19 protein-coding genes and 1 pseudogene are annotated in these 21843 nt (G+C 65.2%); 13 read left to right on the forward strand and 7 right to left on the reverse strand.

Annotation, left to right across the window (positions count from 1 at the left end; genetic code table 11):
* Positions 1-40 precede the first annotated feature (40 nt).
* Positions 41-526, reverse strand: a complete 486-nt coding sequence (locus PGC08_RS00300; RefSeq protein ID WP_009884712.1) for an Lrp/AsnC family transcriptional regulator — start codon at positions 524-526, stop codon at positions 41-43.
* A gap of 299 nt (positions 527-825) precedes the next feature.
* On the opposite strand from PGC08_RS00300, the gene PGC08_RS00305 reads away from it, so the two are divergent.
* From PGC08_RS00305 to PGC08_RS00320, 4 genes are all read left to right on the forward strand, one after another.
* On the forward strand, positions 826-3198 hold the full coding sequence (locus PGC08_RS00305; protein WP_271709227.1) for a transketolase-like TK C-terminal-containing protein: 2373 nt from the start codon (positions 826-828) through the stop codon (positions 3196-3198).
* A 76-nt stretch (positions 3199-3274) separates the two neighbouring features.
* A complete protein-coding gene (locus PGC08_RS00310; RefSeq protein ID WP_096157856.1) occupies positions 3275-5116 on the forward strand; it encodes a bifunctional 3'-5' exonuclease/DNA polymerase in 1842 nt (613 codons plus the stop codon).
* Between the two features lie 165 nt (positions 5117-5281).
* Positions 5282-6367, forward strand: coding sequence for an NAD(P)-dependent alcohol dehydrogenase (locus tag PGC08_RS00315; RefSeq protein WP_096146197.1), 1086 nt, complete (start codon positions 5282-5284; stop codon positions 6365-6367).
* Positions 6368-6580: 213 nt separating this feature from the next.
* Positions 6581-7048: a VanZ family protein gene (locus tag PGC08_RS00320; protein ID WP_240517979.1), complete on the forward strand. Its 468-nt coding sequence runs from the start codon at positions 6581-6583 to the stop codon at positions 7046-7048.
* Between the two features lie 20 nt (positions 7049-7068).
* Here the strand turns inward: PGC08_RS00320 and PGC08_RS00325 are convergent, their stop codons facing one another.
* Positions 7069-7557 (reverse strand): MarR family winged helix-turn-helix transcriptional regulator, encoded by a 489-nt coding sequence (locus PGC08_RS00325; RefSeq protein WP_096160108.1) that lies wholly within the window; start codon positions 7555-7557, stop codon positions 7069-7071.
* 73 nt (positions 7558-7630) lie between these two features.
* Between PGC08_RS00325 and PGC08_RS00330 the strand changes: the two genes are divergently transcribed.
* Complete coding sequence (locus tag PGC08_RS00330) at positions 7631-7999, forward strand: VOC family protein (protein WP_096160190.1); 369 nt, start codon at positions 7631-7633, stop codon at positions 7997-7999.
* Positions 8000-8101: 102 nt separating this feature from the next.
* On the opposite strand, the gene PGC08_RS00335 is transcribed toward PGC08_RS00330, so the two are convergent.
* The 4 genes from PGC08_RS00335 to PGC08_RS00350 form a co-directional block, all read right to left on the reverse strand.
* Positions 8102-8533: a YdeI/OmpD-associated family protein gene (locus PGC08_RS00335; protein WP_096160107.1), complete on the reverse strand. Its 432-nt coding sequence runs from the start codon at positions 8531-8533 to the stop codon at positions 8102-8104.
* A gap of 64 nt (positions 8534-8597) precedes the next feature.
* Positions 8598-9680 carry a methyltransferase family protein gene (locus PGC08_RS00340; RefSeq protein WP_096146201.1) on the reverse strand — a complete coding sequence of 361 codons (1083 nt, stop codon included), beginning with the start codon at positions 9678-9680 and terminating at the stop codon, positions 8598-8600.
* Positions 9677-10516 (reverse strand): PhzF family phenazine biosynthesis protein, encoded by an 840-nt coding sequence (locus PGC08_RS00345; protein WP_271709228.1) that lies wholly within the window; start codon positions 10514-10516, stop codon positions 9677-9679. Before PGC08_RS00345 ends, PGC08_RS00340 begins: the two co-directional genes overlap by 4 nt.
* 115 nt (positions 10517-10631) lie before the next feature.
* Positions 10632-11822: an ROK family transcriptional regulator gene (locus PGC08_RS00350; RefSeq protein WP_096160105.1), complete on the reverse strand. Its 1191-nt coding sequence runs from the start codon at positions 11820-11822 to the stop codon at positions 10632-10634.
* A 109-nt stretch (positions 11823-11931) separates the two neighbouring features.
* Between PGC08_RS00350 and PGC08_RS00355 the strand changes: the two genes are divergently transcribed.
* The 7 genes and pseudogenes from PGC08_RS00355 (at position 11932) to PGC08_RS00385 (ending at position 20043) form a co-directional block, all read left to right on the forward strand.
* Entirely contained in the window at positions 11932-13032 is a 1101-nt protein-coding gene (locus tag PGC08_RS00355) for a Gfo/Idh/MocA family protein (RefSeq protein WP_096160189.1), read from the forward strand.
* Complete coding sequence (locus PGC08_RS00360; protein ID WP_009884724.1) at positions 13029-14570, forward strand: sugar ABC transporter ATP-binding protein; 1542 nt, start codon at positions 13029-13031, stop codon at positions 14568-14570. The genes PGC08_RS00355 and PGC08_RS00360 overlap by 4 nt, the downstream gene beginning before the upstream one ends.
* Positions 14571-14710: 140 nt before the next feature.
* Positions 14711-15661: pseudogene (locus tag PGC08_RS00365) on the forward strand (ABC transporter permease).
* Positions 15658-16791: an ABC transporter permease gene (locus PGC08_RS00370; protein WP_096160103.1), complete on the forward strand. Its 1134-nt coding sequence runs from the start codon at positions 15658-15660 to the stop codon at positions 16789-16791. The pseudogene PGC08_RS00365 and the gene PGC08_RS00370 overlap by 4 nt, the downstream one beginning before the upstream one ends.
* A gap of 16 nt (positions 16792-16807) precedes the next feature.
* Positions 16808-18019, forward strand: a complete 1212-nt coding sequence (locus PGC08_RS00375) for a substrate-binding domain-containing protein (protein WP_101582885.1) — start codon at positions 16808-16810, stop codon at positions 18017-18019.
* Positions 18020-18034: 15 nt separating this feature from the next.
* On the forward strand, positions 18035-19033 hold the full coding sequence (locus tag PGC08_RS00380) for a sugar phosphate isomerase/epimerase family protein (RefSeq protein ID WP_271709229.1): 999 nt from the start codon (positions 18035-18037) through the stop codon (positions 19031-19033).
* A complete protein-coding gene (locus PGC08_RS00385) occupies positions 19030-20043 on the forward strand; it encodes a sugar phosphate isomerase/epimerase family protein (protein WP_069599146.1) in 1014 nt (337 codons plus the stop codon). The genes PGC08_RS00380 and PGC08_RS00385 overlap by 4 nt, the downstream gene beginning before the upstream one ends.
* Positions 20044-20118: 75 nt before the next feature.
* Here PGC08_RS00385 and PGC08_RS00390 read toward each other — a convergent pair whose 3' ends face one another.
* Positions 20119-20799 carry a LysE family translocator gene (locus PGC08_RS00390; RefSeq protein WP_009884730.1) on the reverse strand — a complete coding sequence of 227 codons (681 nt, stop codon included), beginning with the start codon at positions 20797-20799 and terminating at the stop codon, positions 20119-20121.
* Between the two features lie 236 nt (positions 20800-21035).
* On the opposite strand from PGC08_RS00390, the gene PGC08_RS00395 reads away from it, so the two are divergent.
* Positions 21036-21785 carry a M50 family metallopeptidase gene (locus PGC08_RS00395; protein WP_069599147.1) on the forward strand — a complete coding sequence of 250 codons (750 nt, stop codon included), beginning with the start codon at positions 21036-21038 and terminating at the stop codon, positions 21783-21785.
* The last annotated feature ends 58 nt before the right edge of the window (positions 21786-21843 follow it).

Below are 21843 nucleotides of genomic sequence, written 5' to 3' on the forward strand. Positions count from 1 at the left end.
GTGCCGCTGGCGGGCGGAATTCATCCGCCGAGTGAGGGCCTCAGCGCTTCGCAATCGTGCGGCGCAGCAGCGGAGTCACTCGGTATTCCACCATCTGCTTCATCGACACGAGTGTGCGTGTGCGTTTGACGCCGGGGATCGACAGGATCCGCCCGGCGATGCGGTACAGGTCATCGGTGTCCCGGGCGACGACCTGGATGAGGGTGTCGGCAGTGCCCGAGACTCCGATGACCTCGAGGACCTCTGGGATTCGGGCGAGTTCGGCGCCGACCTGATCGAGTTTGCGCTGTTTGAGGTTCGCCAGGACGTGTGCCCGGAGGGGATATCCGAGCCCGGCAGTGTCGACTCGGTGGTCGAAGGAGTGCAGGCCCTCGTCCTCGAGGCGGGTGAGTCTGGCCTGCGCGGTGTTCCTGGCAACCTGGAGCCGTTGGGCGAGACCGGCGACCGTGGATCGTGGCTGTCGCACGAGTTCGAGGAGGATGCGCGCATCGAGAGCGTCGGCGATCCTGCGTGTCTTCTCCGTCATCGTCTGTGACCCCCATTACATGCTCGAAACGTTCAGCCCACTGTACCGACGAATCGCACATTCTGAGCAATCTGCTCAATTTCAAAACTGACTATTGAGCATTTCTTTCAGGCGGGTTGGAATGGGTTCACCGTCGATCATCAACCTGACTGGCGTCACGTTCGACATATCCCGTCGGCGACTCACAGGACGATCCCGTCCTGCGGCGGCAGGTCTCCTGAGCCAACCGGTTCAGGACACCTGCCGCGAATTCGGATCTGCGGGCACAATGCATGCGCGCACACCTCGGGAGGACAACCGTGACCATCGATACAGACACAGACATCAACACCGCCTCAGAAGCCTCGACGTTCGAGACCCTCGATGAGATCCACGATCGGATTCTGTGGCTGTCGACCTCGATCATCCACCATGCCAATCGCGTGCGTCCCAACCGCAGCGGGCTCAAGGTCGGCGGACACCAGGCCTCATGCGCCTCGATCGCCACGATTATGACCGCACTGTGGTTCCACGAACTGCGCGCCGAAGACCGGGTGAGCATCAAACCGCATGCCAGCCCCGTCTGGCACGCCATCAACTACCTCTTCGGTGAACTCGACGAAGCAGACATGACCTCCTTGCGGGCCTTCGGCGGTCTGCAGAGCTACCCGAGTCGCACCAAGGACCCGGTTCCAGCCGACTACTCCACCGGTTCCGTCGGCATCGGAGCCACGGCACCCATCTGGGGCTCGATCGCCCGACGCTACGTCGATTCGACGCTGAAACCCATCGGCCTCGGGCGACAGTACTCCCTGGTTGGAGACGCGGAACTCGACGAGGGTGCCGTGTGGGAGGCCGTCATTGACCCCGACGTCAAACACCTCGGCGAAATCGTCTGGATCGTCGACCTCAACCGCCAGTCACTGGACCGCGTGATCCCCGATATCGCCGCCGGGCGCATCGAAGCGATGTTCGACGCCGCCGGCTGGCAGGTGATCACCGTGAAGTTCGGACGCCTGCTCGACGAACTCTTCGCCCGACCCTGTGGTCCTGAGCTGAGACAGCGGATCCTGACGATGTCGAACCCCGAATACCAGCGTCTGCTGCGATGCACCGCCGCCGAGCTGCGCGAGCGATTGCCCGGTGAGGGGGAGGACGCCCAGGCCCTGCGGGATCTGGTGGGCAGCCTCGATGACGCCACATTGACGGATGCGATCAGAAACCTCGGCGGCCATGACATTCCCGCGCTCCTCGACGCCTTCGCGCGGATCGACGATTCGAAGCCGACGGCCATCATTGCGTACACGATCAAGGGGTTCGGTCTGCCGAGCTCCGGCCACCCGCAGAACCACTCCGCGCTCATCAGCGATGAGGAATACGGTGCTTTGGCCCGGCGCAGCGGCCAGGACACACAGGCACCGTGGACCAGGTTCGACCACGATTCTGCCGCCGGAGAGATCATCGAGGCGAGTGCGAAGCGGCTGGCGCGACCGGAGTTCCCTCGTGCTGCCGAGAGCGAGCTGCCGCGTGATCTCGAGCGGGCGCACAAGGGCATTTCCTCCTCACAGGCCGCGCTGGGCCGCGTGCTCATGGACCTCAGTCGGCAGTCACCGGAGACGGCCCGCCGGGTGGTCACGGTCAGTCCCGATGTGTCATCGACGACCAACCTCGGCGGATGGGTCAACAAGGTCGGGGTGTGGAGTTCGGAGGCCGGCCGCAACTGGTTCGCCGATGACGCCGAGACGATCCTGCAGTGGAACGAATCGGAACAGGGCCAGCACATGGAACTGGGCATCGCCGAGACGAACCTGGTCGGTCTGCTCGGGGAGCTCGGTGCGACCTGGAGCAGGTGGGGAGAGCCGCTGTTCCCGATCGGCGTGATGTACGACCCCTTCGTCAACCGTGCCCTCGAGCCGTGGACCTTCGGCATGTATGCGGGTGGACAGTCGATCCTCGTCGGCACTCCGTCCGGGGTCACGCTGGCACCCGAAGGCGGTGCGCATCAGTCGATCACGACCCCCTCGACGGGCATGGAGGTGCCGGGTCTGGTGACCTATGAGCCCGCGTTCGCCCAGGACGTCGAGTGGACCCTGCTCCACTCCATCACGCGCTTGGGCAGGCCTGATGGCGAGTCGGCCTACCTGCGGCTGTCGACCCGGGCCGTCGATCAGTCCCTGGCCGAGGTGCCGAGCGATCCGGTGGCGCGTCGGCGTCGTCGGGAGCAGGTCATCGCCGGAGGATTCCGGCTGCGGGCGACGAAGCAGCCGCGAGTCCAGCTCGTGGGTATGGGTGCCATGATGACAGAGACCCTGGCCGCAGCAGACCGCCTCGAAGCAATGGGCATCGACGCCGATGTCGTGTGCGTGACCAGCCCCGGTCTGCTCTATCGGGCGCTGCGGGCTGCGCAGGGGAATCGCTCGCCTGCTGCAGGAGCTGGTGTCTCTGCTGCCGGTCCGGGATCCGAGTGGATCCTCGACCAGGTGTTCCCCGCCGAGCGCGCCGTGCCGATGGTCACCGTCCTCGACGGCCACCCGCACACGCTGTCGTTCCTCGCCACGATCAACAAGGTCGACCATGTCGCGCTCGGGGTGAGCAGTTTCGGTCAGTCCGGCGATATCGACGACGTCTACCGCTATCACGGGATCGATGTCGACTCGATCGTACGAGCGGCCCTCGACGCGAGCCGGAGCTAGGGCCTCTCGTCGACTCCTCGCGGGGAGAGACTCGGGGGAGCACAGCCACGTCCGCCCCTCGCAGTAGTGTTGAGGTATGACCAACCCAAGCGCTGCCGTGCCTGCGTGGTGCGTGATCGGGCGTGCTCCCGACAGCGCCCTCGGCGGCGTTCGCGGCATGGGTTCGATGATCGCCGTCGTCGACCTCGACGACGCCAGACAGCGGATCGGCAACCACCACCTCGGCGCGGATGAGCTGCCCACGTTCGTCCGCGAACGGGAAGCACAGGGCCGGCCGAGGTGGGTCTTCAGTGACACTCCCAACTGGTACCCGGCCCTGCTGGCTGCCGGCGTGCAGATCGAGCGCTGCTATGACCTGCGGCTGACCCACGCGATCCTCATGCGCTCGGAACTCGTGGCCGACCGAAACGCCGTCGCAAGCGCCGAAGAATGGGACGCGGGCCCGGTGAGCGCACCGACCGCACCCGAGGCGGAGGCGCTCTTCGAGGTCACCGAACGACGCAGCCACATCAAAACGGTCCCGCACGACATCGAGTCCGCGCTCGCCGAATTCGCACGTCAGTCCACCGCCCTGCAGACTGCCTCCGATCCCGGCCGGCTGCGTCTGCTGCTCGCGGCAGAATCAGCCGGTGGACTCGTGGCCGCAGAGATGCAGGCCGCCGGGGTGCCCTGGGACATCGCCGAGCACGATCGGATCCTCGCCGAGGAACTCGGGCCCCGTCCTGCACGGGACGCGAAGCCTGCCAAGATGCTCGCCGTGGCCGAGCAGGTGCGGGCCGCCCTCGGTGACCCGCGAGCCAATCTCGACTCCCACGTCAAACTCCTCCATTCCCTGCACGCGGCCGGAATCAACGTCGCCTCGACCTCGAAATGGGAGCTGCAGGAGAGCAACCACGCGGCGATCGCGCCCCTGCTGGAGTACAAGAAGCAGTCCCGTCTGCTCTCCGCCAACGGGTGGGCGTGGCTCGACGAATGGGTCAGCGAGGGCCGCTACCGTCCCGTCTATGTTCCCGGGGGAGTCGTCACCGGGCGCTGGGCGGCCAGCGGCGGTGGTGCACTTCAGATTCCTCGCCAACTGCGACCCGCCCTGCGCGCCGACCCCGGATGGCGGCTGATCTCGGCCGATGTCGCCCAGCTGGAGCCGCGGGCGCTCGCCGCCATGTCGGGGGACCGGGCCATGGCCGAAGCTGGCCGAGGTCGCGACCTGTACTCGGGTCTTGTCGACGAAGGCATCGTCGCGACCAGGCAGGAGGCGAAGATCGCCGTGCTCGGCGCCATGTACGGGTCCACGACCGGTGACAGCGGCAGGCTCGTGCCGCGACTGCGCACCAGTTTTCCCGCCGCCATGGGCTTGGTTGATTCCGCCGCCGAGGTGGGGGCCGCCGGAGGGGTCGTGTCCACTTGGCTGGGCCGAACCTCACCGGTGCCAGGTGAGGGGTGGCGCCGCGTTCAGTCGGCGGCGAACCAGTTCGACGCCACGCCTGCCGATGAGAACCGGGCCCGTCGCGCCGCCGGTGACCAGGGACGCTTCACCCGCAACTTCGTCGTCCAGGGAACCGCGGCCGAATGGGCCCTGGCCTGGCTGGCCGACCTGAGACTGCGGCTGTCACAGTTGCCGGCCATCGATGACGGGAACCCGGGGACAACCTCGGCGGTTGATGGTGATGGGGGAACCACCTCGGCGGGGGAGACGATGGGGCACGTCGCCGATGCCTCGGGTCCGGTGTTCTCCCGACGCGCTCACCTGGTGTTCTTCCTCCACGATGAGGTCATCGTGCACGCGCCGGCCCAGCACGCCGAAGCCGCAGCGGAGGCGATCAGGGAAGCGGCCGCCTCGGCGGGGACACTCCTATTCGGCAATGCGCCCGTGGACTTCCCTCTCGACCTCACGATCTCCGAGCGGGCAGCCAAGGACTAGGGGGCGGCGACGGGGCTGCGACTGGTCCTGAACGATCGTCTGTTGCAGAGATCACGGGAGGGCCCGGAATAGGCGACAGATAATCAGTGCTGCATGTAAGGTGTCGGCGGCCCCGAAACGGAGCCGCCGCATCATCCGGAGTCGTCACCGCACAGAGGAGTTTTCATGACTTTCACCGTCAAGGCACTGCAGAAGACCGGCCCCGACCAGCCGTTCAAGGTTGCCAACATCGAACGCCGCGACCCCAGGCCCGATGACGTGGTCATCGACATCAAGGCCGCCGGAATCTGCCACAGCGACATCCACACCATCCGCAACGAATGGGGCGAGGCGCACTTCCCCCTGACCGTCGGCCACGAGATCGCCGGCGTCGTCGAGGCCGTCGGTTCCGATGTCACCGACTGGAAGGTCGGCGACCGCGTGGGCGTGGGCTGCATGGTCAACTCGTGTGGAGAGTGCGAGGAATGCCGGGCTGGGCAGGAGCAGAACTGCCTCAACGGCCAGGTCGGCACCTACAACTCCACCGACGTCGACGACACCATCACACAGGGCGGCTACGCCGAGAAAGTCGTCGTCAACGAACGCTTTGTCTGCCGTATCCCCGACGCTCTCGACTTCGATGTCGCGGCCCCGCTGCTCTGCGCCGGCATCACCACCTACGCACCACTCAACCGCTGGGGCGCAGGCGAGACCAAGGACGGCGCACCCAAGAAGGTCGCCATTCTGGGACTCGGCGGACTCGGCCACATGGGCGTCCAGATCGCCGTCGCCATGGGCGCCGACGTCACCGTCCTTTCCCGCACCCTGAACAAGGAGAAGGCAGCACTCGAGCTCGGCGCGAAGCAGATGCTCGCGACAACTGAGGATGACTTCTTCAGTGACCACCGCGGAGAGTTCGACCTCATCCTCAACACGATCAGCGCCGACATTCCCGTCGACAAGTACCTGAGCCTGCTCAAGCCTCGCGGGGTCATGACCGTCGTCGGTATGCCTCCGGAGAAGCAGCCGCTGTCCTTCGCCTCCGTGATCGGCGGCGCCAAAGTGCTGGCCGGGTCGATGATCGGCGGCATCGCCGAGACCCAGGAGATGCTCGACTTCTGCGCGAAGCACGACATCGCAGCGAAGATCGAGACCGTGAGCATCGACAAGGCGGATGAGACCTACGATCGCGTCGTCGCCGGTGACGTGTACTTCCGTGCCGTCATCGACACCGCCACATTCGAAGGCGCCGAGGTGACCGCTCTCGTTTGAGAGTCGGACTGACCGACAGCCGGACTGACCGACGATCTATGTGACCGTCTGGTGAGGTTCAGGGGCCGTTTCGCTGAAGCAGCGAGGCGGCCCCTCGTCATGGGTTCGATCGGAGTCGTGTGCTCGATTTGCGAGCTGAACGGCTTATGAGCCGGGTTGCGGGATACCGCAATCCGGGCGCCGTCGTGGGGCATCGGCGGTAGTCTGAATCGCATGACGAGTGGGCAGAGACGAATGGGCGATATGCCCCTGGTGCTGCTGATCCTCTACACCGTCTTCATCGGCTTCATGACGCTGACTCCTTACCAGCTCGACGTCAGCCCAGAAGGTCCGATCGGCAGGCTGCTCCAGTTCTTCGCCGATCATCAGGTGACGTCATGGCTGACCTATACGCTCGTCGAGAAGCTGGCGAACGTCGCCATGTTCGTCCCGTTCGGGTTCCTGCTCGCCCTGCATATGGGGCGTAGGCGCTGGTGGGTCGGCTGGGCGGCGGGCGCGGCCTTCACCTGCCTGATCGAGGGAGCCCAGGTGACCCTGCTCTCGCCGACCCGCTTCGGTACGATCAGCGATCTCATCACGAACACGCTCGGAGCCGGGATCGGTGCCGTCCTCGCCCTTCTCATCATGGTTCTGCTGCCCGAGCGTGACGAACCGGAAGAGGTCGAGCGCGTCGTCCGGTAGTGCCGATCACCTCGACGACCTCAGCCCTCGTGTGGGCTTCTCGTGTCCTCGCTCTCGAGGGCTCCGATGCACAGATCGAGAGCCTCGCCGAGGTGGCCCTTCAGTTCCTCATCGAGCGAAGAGACCATGAGTGCCGAGATCCGTTCAACTCGTTCGACCGCCTGATCGAGGGCCTTGCCTCCCTCCGCGGTCAGGGTCGTCGGCAGAGCTCTGCCGGTTTCGGCCTTCGTTGCTCTCGTCACCAGGCCACGATCCTGCAGGCCCTTCAGCAGCGTATTCATCGTCTGTCGCGTGACGAAGGCGCCGCGAGCAAGTTCCGAGTTCGATGCGCCCGGGGCTCGGCGCAGCAGTTCGAGGCAGGCGTACTGCGGCGTTGAGAGTCCCAGGGGCCGCAGCGTCTCGTCCATGCGTGAGCGCAGCACCGACTGCAGGTGCTTGAGCTGATATCCGATCATCGCCTCCAGCGCCTGGGGTGATTGGGACTGCTGCGACTGCATCTCTTGACTCATGTAAGTATTCTGACATACATTGGTTATGTCAGAACACTGACATGCAACTGAATGGCAAGAGATGGGAACGATCATGACTGTGACAGGACCGGATTTCCTCGCACTGCAGGTGCGAGACCTGGAGAAGTCGGCCGAATTCTACGAGCAGACGATCGGGCTGACGCGGGCGCCTGCGGGGCCACCCGGAGCGGTGGTCTTCGCGACATCGCCGATACCGTTCGCCGTGCGTGAGCCATTGCCCGACGTCGATCTCGACTCCATCGATCGTCCCGGCACCGGGGTGGCGCTGTGGTTCAACTGCGATGACTCACAGGCGCTGCACGACAGCCTCGTCGAGACCGGTGTGGAGATTCTGCGGGAACCAGCGCCGAGCCCCTTCGGCCTGACGTTCACCTTCGTCGACCCCGATGGCTATGCGGTGACGATGCACGACGCGGGCTGAGCCTTCGAGACCGGACATTTCGAGGCCGGACAGGCTGAGGAGCGTCGATCGGTCAGTGGAGGATGTTCACGCAGGTCGGGGTGTTCACTCGTCTCAGGGTGTTCACCCCAGAGAGTCGACGATCTTCGCGATCCGACGCTCCCGTGTGGCCTCGGCCTTGGCCGATTCGACCTGCCGCACATGCTCCTTGCGCTTCGACGGAGCCAGCCCATCGAAGACCTCACGGACACCGGCAGTGCCGAGCGCCTCGGCGAGGTCATCGGGAACCGGAGTCTCGCGGGACGAGGTGTCGTGGGTCAGCGTGACTTCATGAGTCTCGCCGCCGGAGACACCGCTCGCCTCGCGATGTTCCTTGGCCAACGGCAGCAGGAACTTCCCACCCATCACCGCCGTGGTCGAGGGGTAGGAGTACCCGGCGATCGTGACGATGACCGGGACCCTCTTGCCGACTCCGAAGCCGAGCACGATGTCCTCGGGCACCTCGATGCCGACGTTGTTGCCCAGCTGCAGGAGAGTCGTGCTGAAGGTGACCATGGCCGAATCCTACTCCGGTCATGGCCGAATCTTACTCCGGTCCTGGCCGGGCCGGGCACGAGCTCTAGGAGTTGTCGCGCTTGGCGCGGGCTCCGTCGGCGTTGGCATCGTCGGCGCGACCCTCAGCGACCGCGGCCTCATCCTCGTTCTCGTCGCGATCCTCATCGTCATAGTCCTCGTCGGACTGTGAGAACGTCGGAATCCAGCAGGAGACTCGAGCGGCGTACTCGTCGTACTCGGCGCCGAAGCGCTGACGCAGGTCGGCCTCCTCGTGCGGACGGATCAGCCAGTTCCACAGCAGCGAACCGACGATGGCGTAGACGATGACCAACCACGAACCGATGAAGAGTCCGATCGCCACGCCCTGGACGATGCCGGCGATGGCCATCGGATTGCGCACGAAGGCGTAGGGTCCCCGCTGGACGAAATGGTGGGCCATCGCGGAAGGCAGCGGAGTACCGGAACCGAAGTTCGCGATCGCCCGTGCGGACCACACGCCGAGGACGGTGCCGAAGGCGAGAAGGGCGAAGCCGGCGACGATCACGAGGATCGGGAACTTCACGGACAGGTCCCAGCGTTCCTCGAACGCATTGATGATCGCAGGAATGACGATGAGGAAGACTCCCCAGAAGACCATGATCTGGATCGTGGTTCTGATCAGGAGCTGCGACCTCACGCGTGTGTGAGAGCTGCGGAAGGCGAACGGGCCGGTGACGAGACGCTCGGACGGGATCCTGCCGAGGATCATGAGTGTCCCGGCGATGAGGCTGCCGACCGTGGCCAACACCATGAGGACGGCGCCCAGCCCACCCTCGGTGGTGACGGTGGCGTAGATGACCATGAAGACGGCGACGAGGGTGGTCCAGGCGACGGCTCCCCACACGGCCCACCGGAAGTTGAGTGCTGCCAGGGCGGAGCCGATGACGAAGAGCGGGATGTGGATGGCGGAGACGAGCAGCGGATTGAGGCCGCCGAGCGTCGCATCGCGCAGTCCCGGAAGATTGATGATCCCGAGCCACCAGGCGGCCCCGGCGAGAGCCTGCAGGGCGAAGTAGATGCGGCCGTGGAAGATCCGCAGGGGCTTGTCCGGGGCATTGCGCTTGTTGTGCCTGATCCCGGTGACCGGCTTCTTCTCTGTTTGGCTCATGCGAATGCCGTCCCTTTGAAGCATACGGTCGTGGGTCCGCCGACCCAGACCTCATCGTCCTCGTGGGAGATCGAGATGACTCCGGCTCGTCCCAGCGCTGTGCCCTGAGTGGCGGTGTACTTTTCCGGGGCCAGGCCGGATTTGATGAGCCACTGCGCGACCGAGGCATTGAGGCTGCCCGTCACGGGATCCTCGCCGATGGCCGTGCCGGGGACGAACGCCCGGATCTCATACTCGTGGGCGCTGTCGTCGGGGTGTGGGCCGAGGACGCCGAGCTTGGTGTCGGGGATCTGCGAGAAGTCGGGCTCGAGGTCGAGGACCTGCTGCGCGCTCGCGAGTCTGACTGCGGCCCAGCCGGGGCCGTTGTCGACCCATTGGTGACCGAGGATCTCGGTGCGCTCGACGTGGAGGGCGGCGGCGATCTGCTCGACGAAGTCTTCGTCGAGGTCACCGGAGCGGATCGGTTCGGGAGCGGCGAAGGACAGGGTCTGGTCACCTCGGCGCAGGGTGACGAGTCCGAGCCCGCACTCCTGGACGATGGTCCCCTCGTTGCGAGGGACGCCTCCGGCTTCCAGCCAGGCCGCCGCCGATCCGAGGGTGGGGTGGCCGGCGAAGGGGAGTTCGCGGGCGGGGGTGAAGATCCGCAGGCGGTAGTCGGCGTCGGGATTCGTCGGAGGGAGGACGAACGTCGTCTCGGACAGGTTCGTCCAGTTCGCGATCCGGGCCATGTCGGCCTCGCTCAGTCCCTCGGCGTCGAGGATGACCGCGACGGGGTTGCCGCGGTAGGGATCCGCGGAGAAGACGTCGACTTGGGCGAATGCTCGATTATGGGGCAAGTGGGGGACTCCTTCATAGAAAGGGCGCCGCTGTTTGGGGGTGCGCACTTCCTATGATAATGGTGCGAGCTCGCAGATCAGTCACCTGGGACGCTAAGGGCGTGTGGGACGTTCCTCACTGCCGGGACAGGGCGGCGGCGATGCGTTCGGGTGACAGTGCCGCGTCGATGGCCAGATGAGCCGCTCCCAGGATGGCGGCATTGCCCGCCGCATTCGATGGCGCGATCGTGAGATGTTCGGTCGAAAGCGGGATCGACCGTGCGTAGACGACCTCTCGGACGCCGGCGACGAGGTGCTCTGCCGCCTGCGCCATGGCGCCGCCGATGAGGATGAGCGAAGGATTCATGAGACTCACGCACGTGGTCAGCACCTCACCGAGGTCTCGGCCGGCTTGGCGGACGGCCTGTATCGCCTGCAGGTCACCGGCCTTGACGAGCCGGATCACATCGCCGGGCGTTCTGGCCTCGAGCCCGGCCCGGGAGAGTTCGCGGGCGATCGATCTGCCGGAGGCCACAGCCTCCAGGCACCCGCGATTGCCGCAGGCGCAGGGAATGCCCGCGGCCCGGGGCAGGGCGACGTGGCCGATGTCGCCCGCGGCGCCATGCGAGCCGCGACGCAGCGAGCCGCCGGAGATGATGCCGGCGCCGATTCCCGTGGCAACCTTGACGAAGATGAGATCCGTGGTCTCCGGCCAGGCAGAGGTCTGCTCGCCGAGGGCCATGATGTTGACGTCGTTGTCGACGAGAACCGGGGCGGAGAAGGTCTGCTTGAGGGCACCGGGCAGATCGAAGCGATCCCAGCCGGGCATGATCGGCGGGTTGATCGGGCGCCCGGTGGAGAATTCGACCGGTCCGGGCAGGCCGATGCCCACCCCGACCACGTCGTCGGCACTGCGATCGGCTTCGGTGAGCAGGGACAGGGCCGAAGATTTGAGCCACTCGATGGCGCTGACTGGGCCGTCGGAGATCTCGCGTTCCTCGCCGAGCTCCGCGAGGACGGTGCCGGTCAGGTCTGTCACGGCCAGACGGGCGTGAGAGGCGCCGAAGTCCGCGGCGACGACGACCCTGGCCTGCGGATTGAACGCGAACTGCGAGCTGGGCCGACCACCGGTGGAGGCGGCGTCGCTGACAGGGGTGATGAGTCCGAGGCCGAGCAGCTGGTCGATCCTCTGCGCGATGGTGGGACGTGAGAGGCCGGTTGATTTCGCCAGATCGGCCCGAGTTCGCGGCAGTCCGTCGCGCAGCAGCTGGAACAGCCCGCCGGCATGCGACAGATCGAGGGCGTGCGAAACGGTCACCTGGCTCATTCCTTCAGTAAAGCACATTCAGTAAAGGGCATTGCCAGAAGGTGACGATTGAGTACAGACTTTTAAAAAGGCCTTGACAAAAGTGGTCAAGCCGACATCAGAATGGGTCATGGACACCGTTGCCCAGACCTTCGCCCCTCCACCTCGAATCGGGATGGTGGGTGGTGGCTTCATGGCCCGCACGCACACTCGGGCCGCCCGCGCCGCCGGAGCTCAGCTTCGCGTGATCGCGACCTCGAGCGCAGCCGGCAGTCGAAGAGCCGCAGCTGAACTCGGTTACGAGGCGGCCGCGAACGGCGAGGATCTCTTCGACCACGATCTCGATGTCGTCCACGTCTGCACCCCGAACAGCACCCACGCCGAACACTCGCTGCGCGCCCTGGACGCGGGCTCGAACATCATCTGCGAGAAGCCCCTGGCCACCGATGCCTCCGCTGCGGCCGCGATCCGCGACCGGGCGAAATCACTCGGATTGGGCGGAACCGTTCCGTTCGTCTACCGCTATCATCCGATGGTCCGCGAGGCCCGCGCCCGAATTCGCCGAGGAGACGCCGGAACACTGCTGACCGTCGACGCCAGCTACCTCCAGGACTGGCTGCTGAGCGCCGAGGACGAGAACTGGCGCGTCGATGCCAGCTCCGGAGGACCCTCCCGAGCCTTCGCCGACATCGGCTCCCACCTCGTCGACCTCATCGAATTCATCACCGGCGAACACATCATGTCCGTGGTCGCGACGACGAGAACCGTTCACCCTCGCCGAGGCGGTGCCGAGGTGACCACCGAGGACACCGTTGCGATGACGGTCGAGCTCAGCGGCGGCGGCATCGGATCGATCCTGATCTCCCAGCTCGCACCGGGACGCAAGAATCGACTCGTCATCGAGGTCGGCGGTTCGAAGGAGAGCCTGCGGTTCGCCCAGGAGCAGCCGGAGCAGCTGTGGGTCGGTCGCCGCGTGGGCAGTCAGCTCCTCGATCGTGACCCGGACGCGCTGTCTCCCGACGCCGCTCGGCTGTGCACGGTTCCGCCCGGTCATCCGCAGGGTTATCAGGACGCGTTCAACGCGTTCATCGCCGACTCCTACGCTGTCTTCGCCGGTGAGGTGCGCGAGGGCGTGCCGACTCTCGACGACGGTGTGCGCGCGGCGCTCGTGACTGAAGCCGTACTCAAATCAGCGGCTGAACGTTCCTGGGTCGAGGTCGAAGCGCGATGACCCAGGCAGCGGTGCTCAGCGCCACAGGGATCCGCAAGCAGTTCTTCGGAGTCGAAGTCCTGCACGACATCTCGCTCGAGGTGTACGCCGGCACGGTCCACGGCCTCGTCGGAGAGAACGGGGCCGGAAAGTCCACCCTGATGAAGATCATCGCCGGCGTCCACCGCAGAGATGGCGGCGAGGTACGCATCGATGGGCAGGTCGTCGACTTCTCCCATCCGGTCGAGGCCGGGAGGGCAGGGGTGGCCACGGTCTTCCAGGAATTCAATCTGCTGCCCGACCGCACCGTGGCGCAGAACGTGTTCTTAGGCAGGGAACCCCGACGCCGTGGTCTCGTCGATGTGGCCACGATGCGAGCCAAGACGCAGACCCTGCTCGATGACCTCGACGTGGAGGGCATCACGCCCGATGCGAAGGTCGGCTGGCTGACCGTGGCCGAACAGCAGATCGTCGAGATCATCAAGGCACTCTCCGTCGATGCCCGGGTGATCTCCATGGACGAACCCACCGCGGCGCTGTCGGACAATGAGGTTGCTGTTCTCTACCGGGTCATCGCGACCCTGAAGTCCAAGGGCGTGGCGATCATCTACGTCTCACACAGGCTGCAGGAGGTCTTCGATCTCTGCGACACGATCACCGTGATGAAGGACGGCGCCCTCGTCACCAGTCAGCCGACGGCGGAGATGGATCAGGCAGGTCTCGTGCGCGCCATGGTCGGTAGGCCCATCAGCACGTTCTTCCCTGAGGCTGAGACGGGAACGCAGATCGGTGACACCGTGCTTTCGGTGAGCGAGGGAGGAAACGAGCAGCTCGATGACATCACCCTCGACCTTCGTGCCGGTGAGATCCTCGGACTCGCGGGACTGCAGGGATCCGGCCGCTCGGAGCTGCTGTCCGCGATCTTCGGCGCCGAGCCCTTCACTCGTGGCCAGGTGCGCCTCGACGGTGAGGCAGTGCGCATCGCCACCGCCAGGCAAGGTGTCAGGCGCGGTCTGGCTCTGGTCACAGAGGACCGCAAGGGCACCGGCCTCGTGCTCTCCCAATCCATTCTCGATAATGCACTGCTGGCGATCCGCGCAGTCTTCCCCTCCCGCACCTCCGGGATGCGTGCGAAGATCCCCGGGATCCTCGAATCCCTCGAGGTGATCAGCCGCGGTGCGGATCAGGAGGTCAGGGCTCTGTCGGGAGGCAACCAGCAGAAGGTCGTGCTGGCCAAGTGGCTGGCCACCTCGCCACGCGTGGTGCTGCTCGATGAGCCGACTCGAGGAATCGACGTCGGCGCCAAGGTCGCCGTCTACCGTCTGATCCGCAGTCTCGCTCGCCGAGGTGTCGCGATCCTTCTCGTCTCCAGTGAGCTTCCCGAGGTGCTGGGCATGTCTGATCGGGTTCTTGTCATGGCAGATGGTCGCATCGCCGGGGAGCTTCCCCCGAGTTCGACCGAGGAAGAGGTGCTGGCCCTGGCCACGGGAACCGAGGCCCAGGTGGTCAGTGACGATGGGCTGGTTGATGACGATGGGCGGAAGGTGGGGGAGCGATGAGGACACAGCTGCGTCGCCTCGATACGACGGCCCTTGTCTACCTCGCGCTCGTCGGCGTGCTCATCATCGGTGCCGTGCTCGTCGCCACGACCGGTCGCAACTTCTTCAGCCCCGGCAACATCCGCGACATTCTCACCGGGATGAGCGTGTTGGGATTCGTCGCCATCGGACAGACCCTGGTGATCCTCGGCGCCTCCCTGGATCTCTCGGTTCCCTATGTGATGAGCCTGGCCAGTCTGATCGCGGCGCAGACGATGAACGGCAGCGATGCGATGGTGCTGCCCGCGGTGCTGCTGACGCTCGTGGTCACGGCCTGCATCGGTCTGGCCAACGGTCTCATCGTCACCGTCCTCGGAGTTCACGGATTCGTTGCGACCCTTGGGGTCGGACTCATGCTCAAGGGATATCTGGATACGAACTACCAGGGCACCGAAGGCAGCGTTCCCTGGTCCTTCCAACTCTTCGGCGCCACCGGCGTGGGCCCCGTGCCGATCTCGACGATCGTCATGCTCGCCTTGGCCGGGCTGGTGGCATTCATCCTGGTCAGAACCAGTTTCGGGCATCATCTCTTCGCTGTGGGCGGCAACTCGGAGGTCGCTTGACTCTCCGGTGTCCGGCAGCGTCTGCCTCTCATCGGCGCCCATATCGGCAGCTCCGTATTCGCGGGACTGGCGGGTCTGCTGCTGGCCAGCCGCCTGGGTGTGGGCAGCCCGACCGTCGGCTCACAGGGCAGCTACGACCTGCTCTCGATCGCGGCAGTCGTCCTCGGCGGAACGGTTCTCATGGGCGGACGCGGCTCGATCTGGGGCACCATCGGCGGCGTCGCCATCTTCGCCGTCCTCGATAATCTCATGAGCGTCATGCAGTTCAACCCCTTCCTCAAGGACGTCATCCGCGGACTCGTCATCATCATCGCCGTGGCGCTCTATGCTCGCCGCAGAGTCATCGCCCGCAGAATCCGCTTCGCTGATGTGCCCACGGGGCCCAATATCGCGGCAGGGTCCGAACCCGCTCCGGAGTCCGCTTCGGCGGCGATCGGCGGTCCACGGGAAACCGGCGCGCGAAGCGACCAGGAAGGGAGCCTGGGATGAATTCGAGAACTCCCGAGACCCACCTCGGCGATGGGGGACTTCGTCGACTGATCGAGCGAATCGCGGATCCACGCGGCGCCGTGGTCGTCCTCCTCATCGTGATTCTGATCGCCATCGTCGTCCTCAATCCGAGCTTCGCTGAACCAGGGGCGCTCATGCGCTTCATTCAGCGGGTCTCGCCGGTCGCGATCGTCGCCATCGGCCAGTACTTCGTCATCGTCAGCGGTGAGTTCGACCTGTCGATGGGTGCAGTGGTCACGGCGCAGGTGATGACCGCGGGCCATCTCATCGGCGAGGACGACTCGAAGACGGTGCCGGTGCTCATCATCATGCTCGTCATCGGCGTCGTGGTCGGCATCGTCAACGGGCTGGCAACGACGCTGCTCAAGGTCCCCTCATTCATCGTCACCCTCGGCACGATGCTCGTCATCCACGGGGCGGTCATGTGGTGGACGGGAGGAGCGGCGACGGGCAACCCCGCCGAATCCTTCCGACAGCTGGGCCGCGGAGGAATCGAGGGGATACCGGTCCTTGGCCTCCTGCCCTACGCCGTCCTCATACTGATCGCGGCGATCGTGTTCGCCGTCTGGATCTCACGGAGGCCATTCGGCAGGACCGTGGTCGCCATCGGCGACAACGCCCAGGCGGTGTCCTTCGCCGGCGCGAACGTGTGGAGGACGAAGACTTTGGCCTTCGTTCTGTCCTCTCTCGCCGCCACGGTGGCCGGGGTGCTCCTCGCCGGTTATGCCGGCGTCCATCCCTCGGTCGGTCAGGGCTACGAGTTCACGGCGATCACGGCAGTGGTCCTGGGCGGAGTCGTCCTCGGCGGCGGTCGGGGGACCGTCATCGGGGCACTTATCGGAGCTTTCACCCTCGAGTCCCTGTTCACGCTGCTCAACTTCACCTCGGTGCCGGCGACGATGCGTGATGCGATCCAGGGAGCCATCATCATCGCGGCAGTCGCGTACTCCGGTGTCGTGTTCGCGAAGAAGCGCAAACGACCGACCACCTCGGCGATCGACCCAACCGATCCGACCGGCTCGACTGAGCCGCGGGACCCAAGCACAACCTCGGCGGGGGCATCTTCGCCGATCCAACTCACCGGCGGCGACGATGCCGCACGGAAATGACAAGGGAGATTACATCATGAAACGAGGACTGAGGAGCGCGCTCGGCATTGCCAGTGCCGCCGCTCTCATCGCATTGGCGGGGTGCACCACCGACCCGTCCGTGGAACCGGCGGACGAAGGTGACGGGGCGCAGGAGGAAGCGCCGGCCGAGGAATGGTTCGACCAGAAGGTCTATGACCAGCAGTTCAAGCAGCGTGAAGTCGTCCCGGACGGTCCGGAGGATAAGCCCTACCTGCAGATGATCAACCCGAAGATGGGGGACACCTCGGAGTTCAAATCCGATGGCGGGAACAAGATGTGCTTCGCCAACGCCTCGATCTCCAACCCCTGGCGCCAGACCGGGTGGATTTCGATGAACGAGCAGCTCAAGGAGCTGAAGAAGGACGGCGTCATCACCGAGATGGAGACCCGTGATGCCCAGGACAACGATGATACGCAGATCGCGGACATCGACTACTTCATCTCCGAGGGCGACTGCGACGGCTTCATCATCTCCCCGAACTCGACGGCCGCGATCACGCCGGCGGTCGAGCGTGCGTGCAAGACCGACAAACCCGTCATCGTCTTCGACCGCGGAGTCGAAACCGACTGCGCCGTGACGTTCATCCATCCCATCGGCGGCTTCGCCTGGGGCATCGACACCTCGCAGTTCCTCATCGACAACCTCAGCGAAGGCGACAAGGTCGTGGCCCTGCGGATTCTGCCCGGCGTCGACGTGCTCGAACAGCGTTGGGCAGCAGCGGACAAACTCTTCGGTGAGGCCGGAATCGAAGTCGTCGACTACTTCACCGAGGGCGATCCGGCAGAGATCAAGAAGGTCGTCTCCGATGAGCTCGCCAAGGGCGACGTCCAGGGCATCTGGATGGATGCGGGCGACGGTGCCGTGTCCGCCATCGAAGCGTTCGAAGACGCAGGCAAGGACTATCCGGTGATGACCGGAGAGGACGAGCTGAGCTTCTTGCGGAAGTGGAAGGACACCGAGATGACCGCACTGGCTCCCGTCTACTCGAACTTCCAGTGGCGGACCCCGCTGCTGGCCGCGGAGAAGATCTTCAAGGGCGAGGAAGTCCCGACCGAATGGGTGCTGCCGCAGAGTCCGATCACGGCCGAGGACCTCGATGACTACCTTGACCGCACCAAGGGCATGCCCGATGGCCACTATGCGAAGTTCGGCGGCGAGGACATGGCCGGATTCCCGCAGGTGTGGCAGGACCGAGTCATCCCCTGATCGGGGAGTGAAGTCATGACCGACGGTAGCGGAAGCACGGGCATCGTTCGCGAGATCGGGGTCAACACCTGGGTGTGGACCTCGCCGCTGACGACGCAGCACCTCGGCGATCTGGCGGACCGAGCCCGACGATTCGGGTTCGGTCTGTTGGAGTTGCCCGTGGAGAACCCGGATGACTGGGACCCGGCCACCGCCGCCGAGGTGCTGGCTGGGTATGGCATGGGTGCGCGGATCGTCGGAGCGATGGGTCCCGGTCGTGACCTCATCGACCCGCTGTATCGTGCCGATACCCAGGACTATCTCCGGCACTGTGTGGATGTGGCGCTCGCCGTGGGTTCACCCACCGTGGCCGGTCCGTTCACGGCCGCGACCGGGCGGGTGTGGCGGATGGATGCGGGTGAGCGGGGCCGGGTCGTGGAGACACTTCTGGAGGCACTGCGTCCCGTGGCCGACTACGCCGCCGAACGCAGTGTGACACTGGCGGTGGAACCTCTCAACCGGTACGAGACCAGCATCATCAATACGGTTGACCAGGCCCTTGAGGCACTCGATCCGCTGCTCGAGCGCGGTATCGGGCTGGCGCTGGACAGCTATCACCTGAACATCGAGGAGCGCTCGCCTGCGGCCGCGATCAGAGCCGCCGGAGACCACTGCAAGGTCGTCCAAGTCTGCGGCAACGATCGGGGCCCGGTGGGCGGGGACCACACAGATTGGGACGCCTTCTTCGATGCCCTAGACGACATCGCCTACGCGGGACCTCTGACAGTGGAGAGCTTCACCGCCGACAACGACACCATCGCCGTGGCCGCCTCAATCTGGCGTCCGCTGGCACCGAGCCAAGACGAGCTCGCCCGGGCCAGTGCCGAATTCCTCACCGACCACCAACGACGCCGGGCTTCAGGTGCGGACGGGGACTCCGGCAAGGGTGGGGACTCCGTTGCGGACGGGGCTTTCGGTACGGACGGGGACTCGGCGGATTGGGCGGCGAAACGAACTGCGAAGGAGCAGCAATGACAGACTCATCTCATCCGGTCACCCTGTTTACGGGTCAGTGGGCCGATCTGCCGTTCGAGGAGGTCGCTCGACTGGCGGCCTCCTGGGGCTATGACGGGCTGGAGATCGCGTGTTCCGGTGACCACCTGGACCTCGCCAGAGCGGACGAGGACCCCGCCTACCTGCAGTCACGTCTCGATGTGCTCGATCGACACGGTCTCAAGGTCTGGGCGATCTCGAACCACCTCGCGGGCCAGGCCGTGTGCGATGATCCGATCGACTTCCGCCATCAGGCGATCGTGCGCGACTATGTCTGGGGCGACGGTGAAGCCGAAGGCGTGCGGCAACGGGCCGCCGAGGACATGAAGCGGGCGGCTCGAGTGGCCCGAAAGCTCGGTGTGGATACGGTCGTCGGGTTCACAGGGTCCAAGATCTGGCCGTATGTGGCGATGTTCCCACCAGTTCCGGCCGAGGTCATCGATGCCGGCTACGAGGACTTCGCCGATCGGTGGAATCCCATCCTCGATGTCTTCGACGGTGAAGGCGTGCGCTTCGCTCACGAGGTTCATCCCTCCGAGATCGCCTACGACTACTGGACGACCGTGCGCGCCCTGGAATCCATCGACCACCGGGAAGCCTTCGGTCTCAACTGGGACCCGAGCCACCTGCTGTGGCAGGGCCTGGACACCATCGGTTTCATCACCGACTTCGCCGACCGCATCTACCACGTCGACTGCAAAGACACACGACTTCGGCCTGCAAGCGGACGAAGCGGAATCCTCGGTTCACATCTTCCCTGGGGAGAACCTCGGCGAGGGTGGGACTTCGTGTCGACAGGGCACGGGGACATGCACTGGGAAGATGCGTTTCGAGCGCTGAGCTCGATCGGCTACACCGGGCCGATCTCCATCGAATGGGAGGATGCCGGGATGGATCGTCTCCATGGAGCCGCCGAGGCGGTCGTGCGGATCCGTGAACTGCTGTGGAAGCGGCCCGACACGTCCTTTGACGCCGCGTTCTCCAACCAGTGAGCGCGGATTCTCGAGCTAGTAGGCTCGATTTCTCGGGCCGGAGCGTCGAGCGATCTCGGATTGTTGGCTGGCGGACTACTGGCTGGCGAAGGCCAGCGTTCCGCCCAGGCCGATGAGCATGCCGCCGCCGATTCCACGGATGCGTGACATCCGCCTCGGCGAGCGAGCGAACCAGCTGCGCGCTGTCCCGGCGATGAAGGCCCAGGATCCGTCCGAGAACAGGGCGAGGCCTTGGAAGAGGAGGCCGAGGATGATCATCTGCAGCGGCACATGCCCGGCCTCGATCGAGACGAACTGGGGGAGGGCGGCGACGAAGAAGATGATCGTCTTCGGGTTCGAGATGCCGACGATGAAGCCCTGCATGAACATCGACCGGTAGCTGAGTTCGCGTCCGGCGGGAACGAACGATTCCACCTCGGCGTCGGCTTCTCGTGCCAGGGCTGGGTCTTCGGGCACCTCATTGCCGATCTTGCGATGCCGGATGCCCTGGACGCCTAAGTAGACGAGGTAGCCTGCGCCGAGGATCTTGACGATCGTGAAGATGACGACCGATTGGGCGACGATGGTGCCCACACCGAAGGCCACGGCCACGATGATCGGGATGATGCCGACGCTGCCGCCGAGCACGCTCGTCAGACCCGAACGTCGACCGTGTGAGAGTGACTGGCCGACGACGAAGAGCACAGTCGGCCCGGGAATCACGATGATGACGAGGGCTGCGGCGAGAAAGGCGAGAAGAGCGTCGGTGGTCGGCACAGAAGAATTCTATGAGCGCGGATGAAGCGCGGGTAAGAGACTGGCGCGGAGACTTCGATCACATGCCCTGATCTGGGTGGCTTGGCAGAGGGGATGACTCCTTTTAGGGGTGGCTCCGCGGACCCTGAAGATGCCACTCAGGGTCGGTTCATAGACTGGGCCGCTATGAACGAGCAATTGTCGGCTGCGGGTGATCAGGTGTCGGCAGCGGGAGAGGAATCGGCGGAGGTGCGTGCATGGATCTGAAGCAGGGTGTATCAACCTGGTGGGAAGCCATCACGGCCGGATTCGGACGTCAGGACGGCCTTGAACCCGACGCCGTTCAGCTGCTCCTCGTCATCGGAATCCCGCTGGTCGTCACGCTGACGCCCGGAATCTGGCGATTCTTCGGCATGTTCGTCACCTTTGTCCACGAGCTCGGCCACGCGTTCGCAGCCTTGATGACCGGTCGGGTCGTCAAGGGAATTTCGCTGAACTTCGACCACTCGGGGCAGATGAATTCCTTCGGCAAGGTCGGATTCTCTGCGACGTGGTCGGGTTTCTGGGGATATCCGGCACCCGGCGTCCTCGGATTGGTTCTCATCACCTCGGCGACTCAGGGGTGGGCTGCGTTGGCACTCTCGGTCGGTGCGCTCATTCTGCTGGTCGCGCTCATCTTCATCCGGAACCTCGCTGGTGCCATGATTGCGGTGGTCACAGCCGTGGCCGCGCAGCTCGTCGTCGTGTTCCTGCCGATCGAATCGATCTCCATCTTCGTCGCCGGCCTGGGAACTGCTCTGGCCATCGGTTCGCTCAAGGACCTCGTCAAGGTCATCCGCGTGCACACCCGCAGGCGCCACATCCAGCAGTCTGATGCCTACATCCTCGCCCAGGGCTCCAGCCTGCCCGCGGGCGCCTGGTTGAGCCTGTTCGCGCTGGTCATCATCGGCTGCGCGCTCTTCTCCGCCTACATCCTGTACTCGGCATCCACGATGTCGGTCGGCTGACTTCGGGCGGCGTGCGACCTAGGGCGAACGCTGTTGAGTCAGTACCGGGTGGCAGAAT

Origin of the sequence: Brevibacterium sp. BDJS002 (assembly GCF_028201555.1) — a bacterium.
In the GTDB taxonomy this organism is placed as follows: Bacteria; Actinomycetota; Actinomycetes; order Actinomycetales; family Brevibacteriaceae; genus Brevibacterium; species Brevibacterium aurantiacum.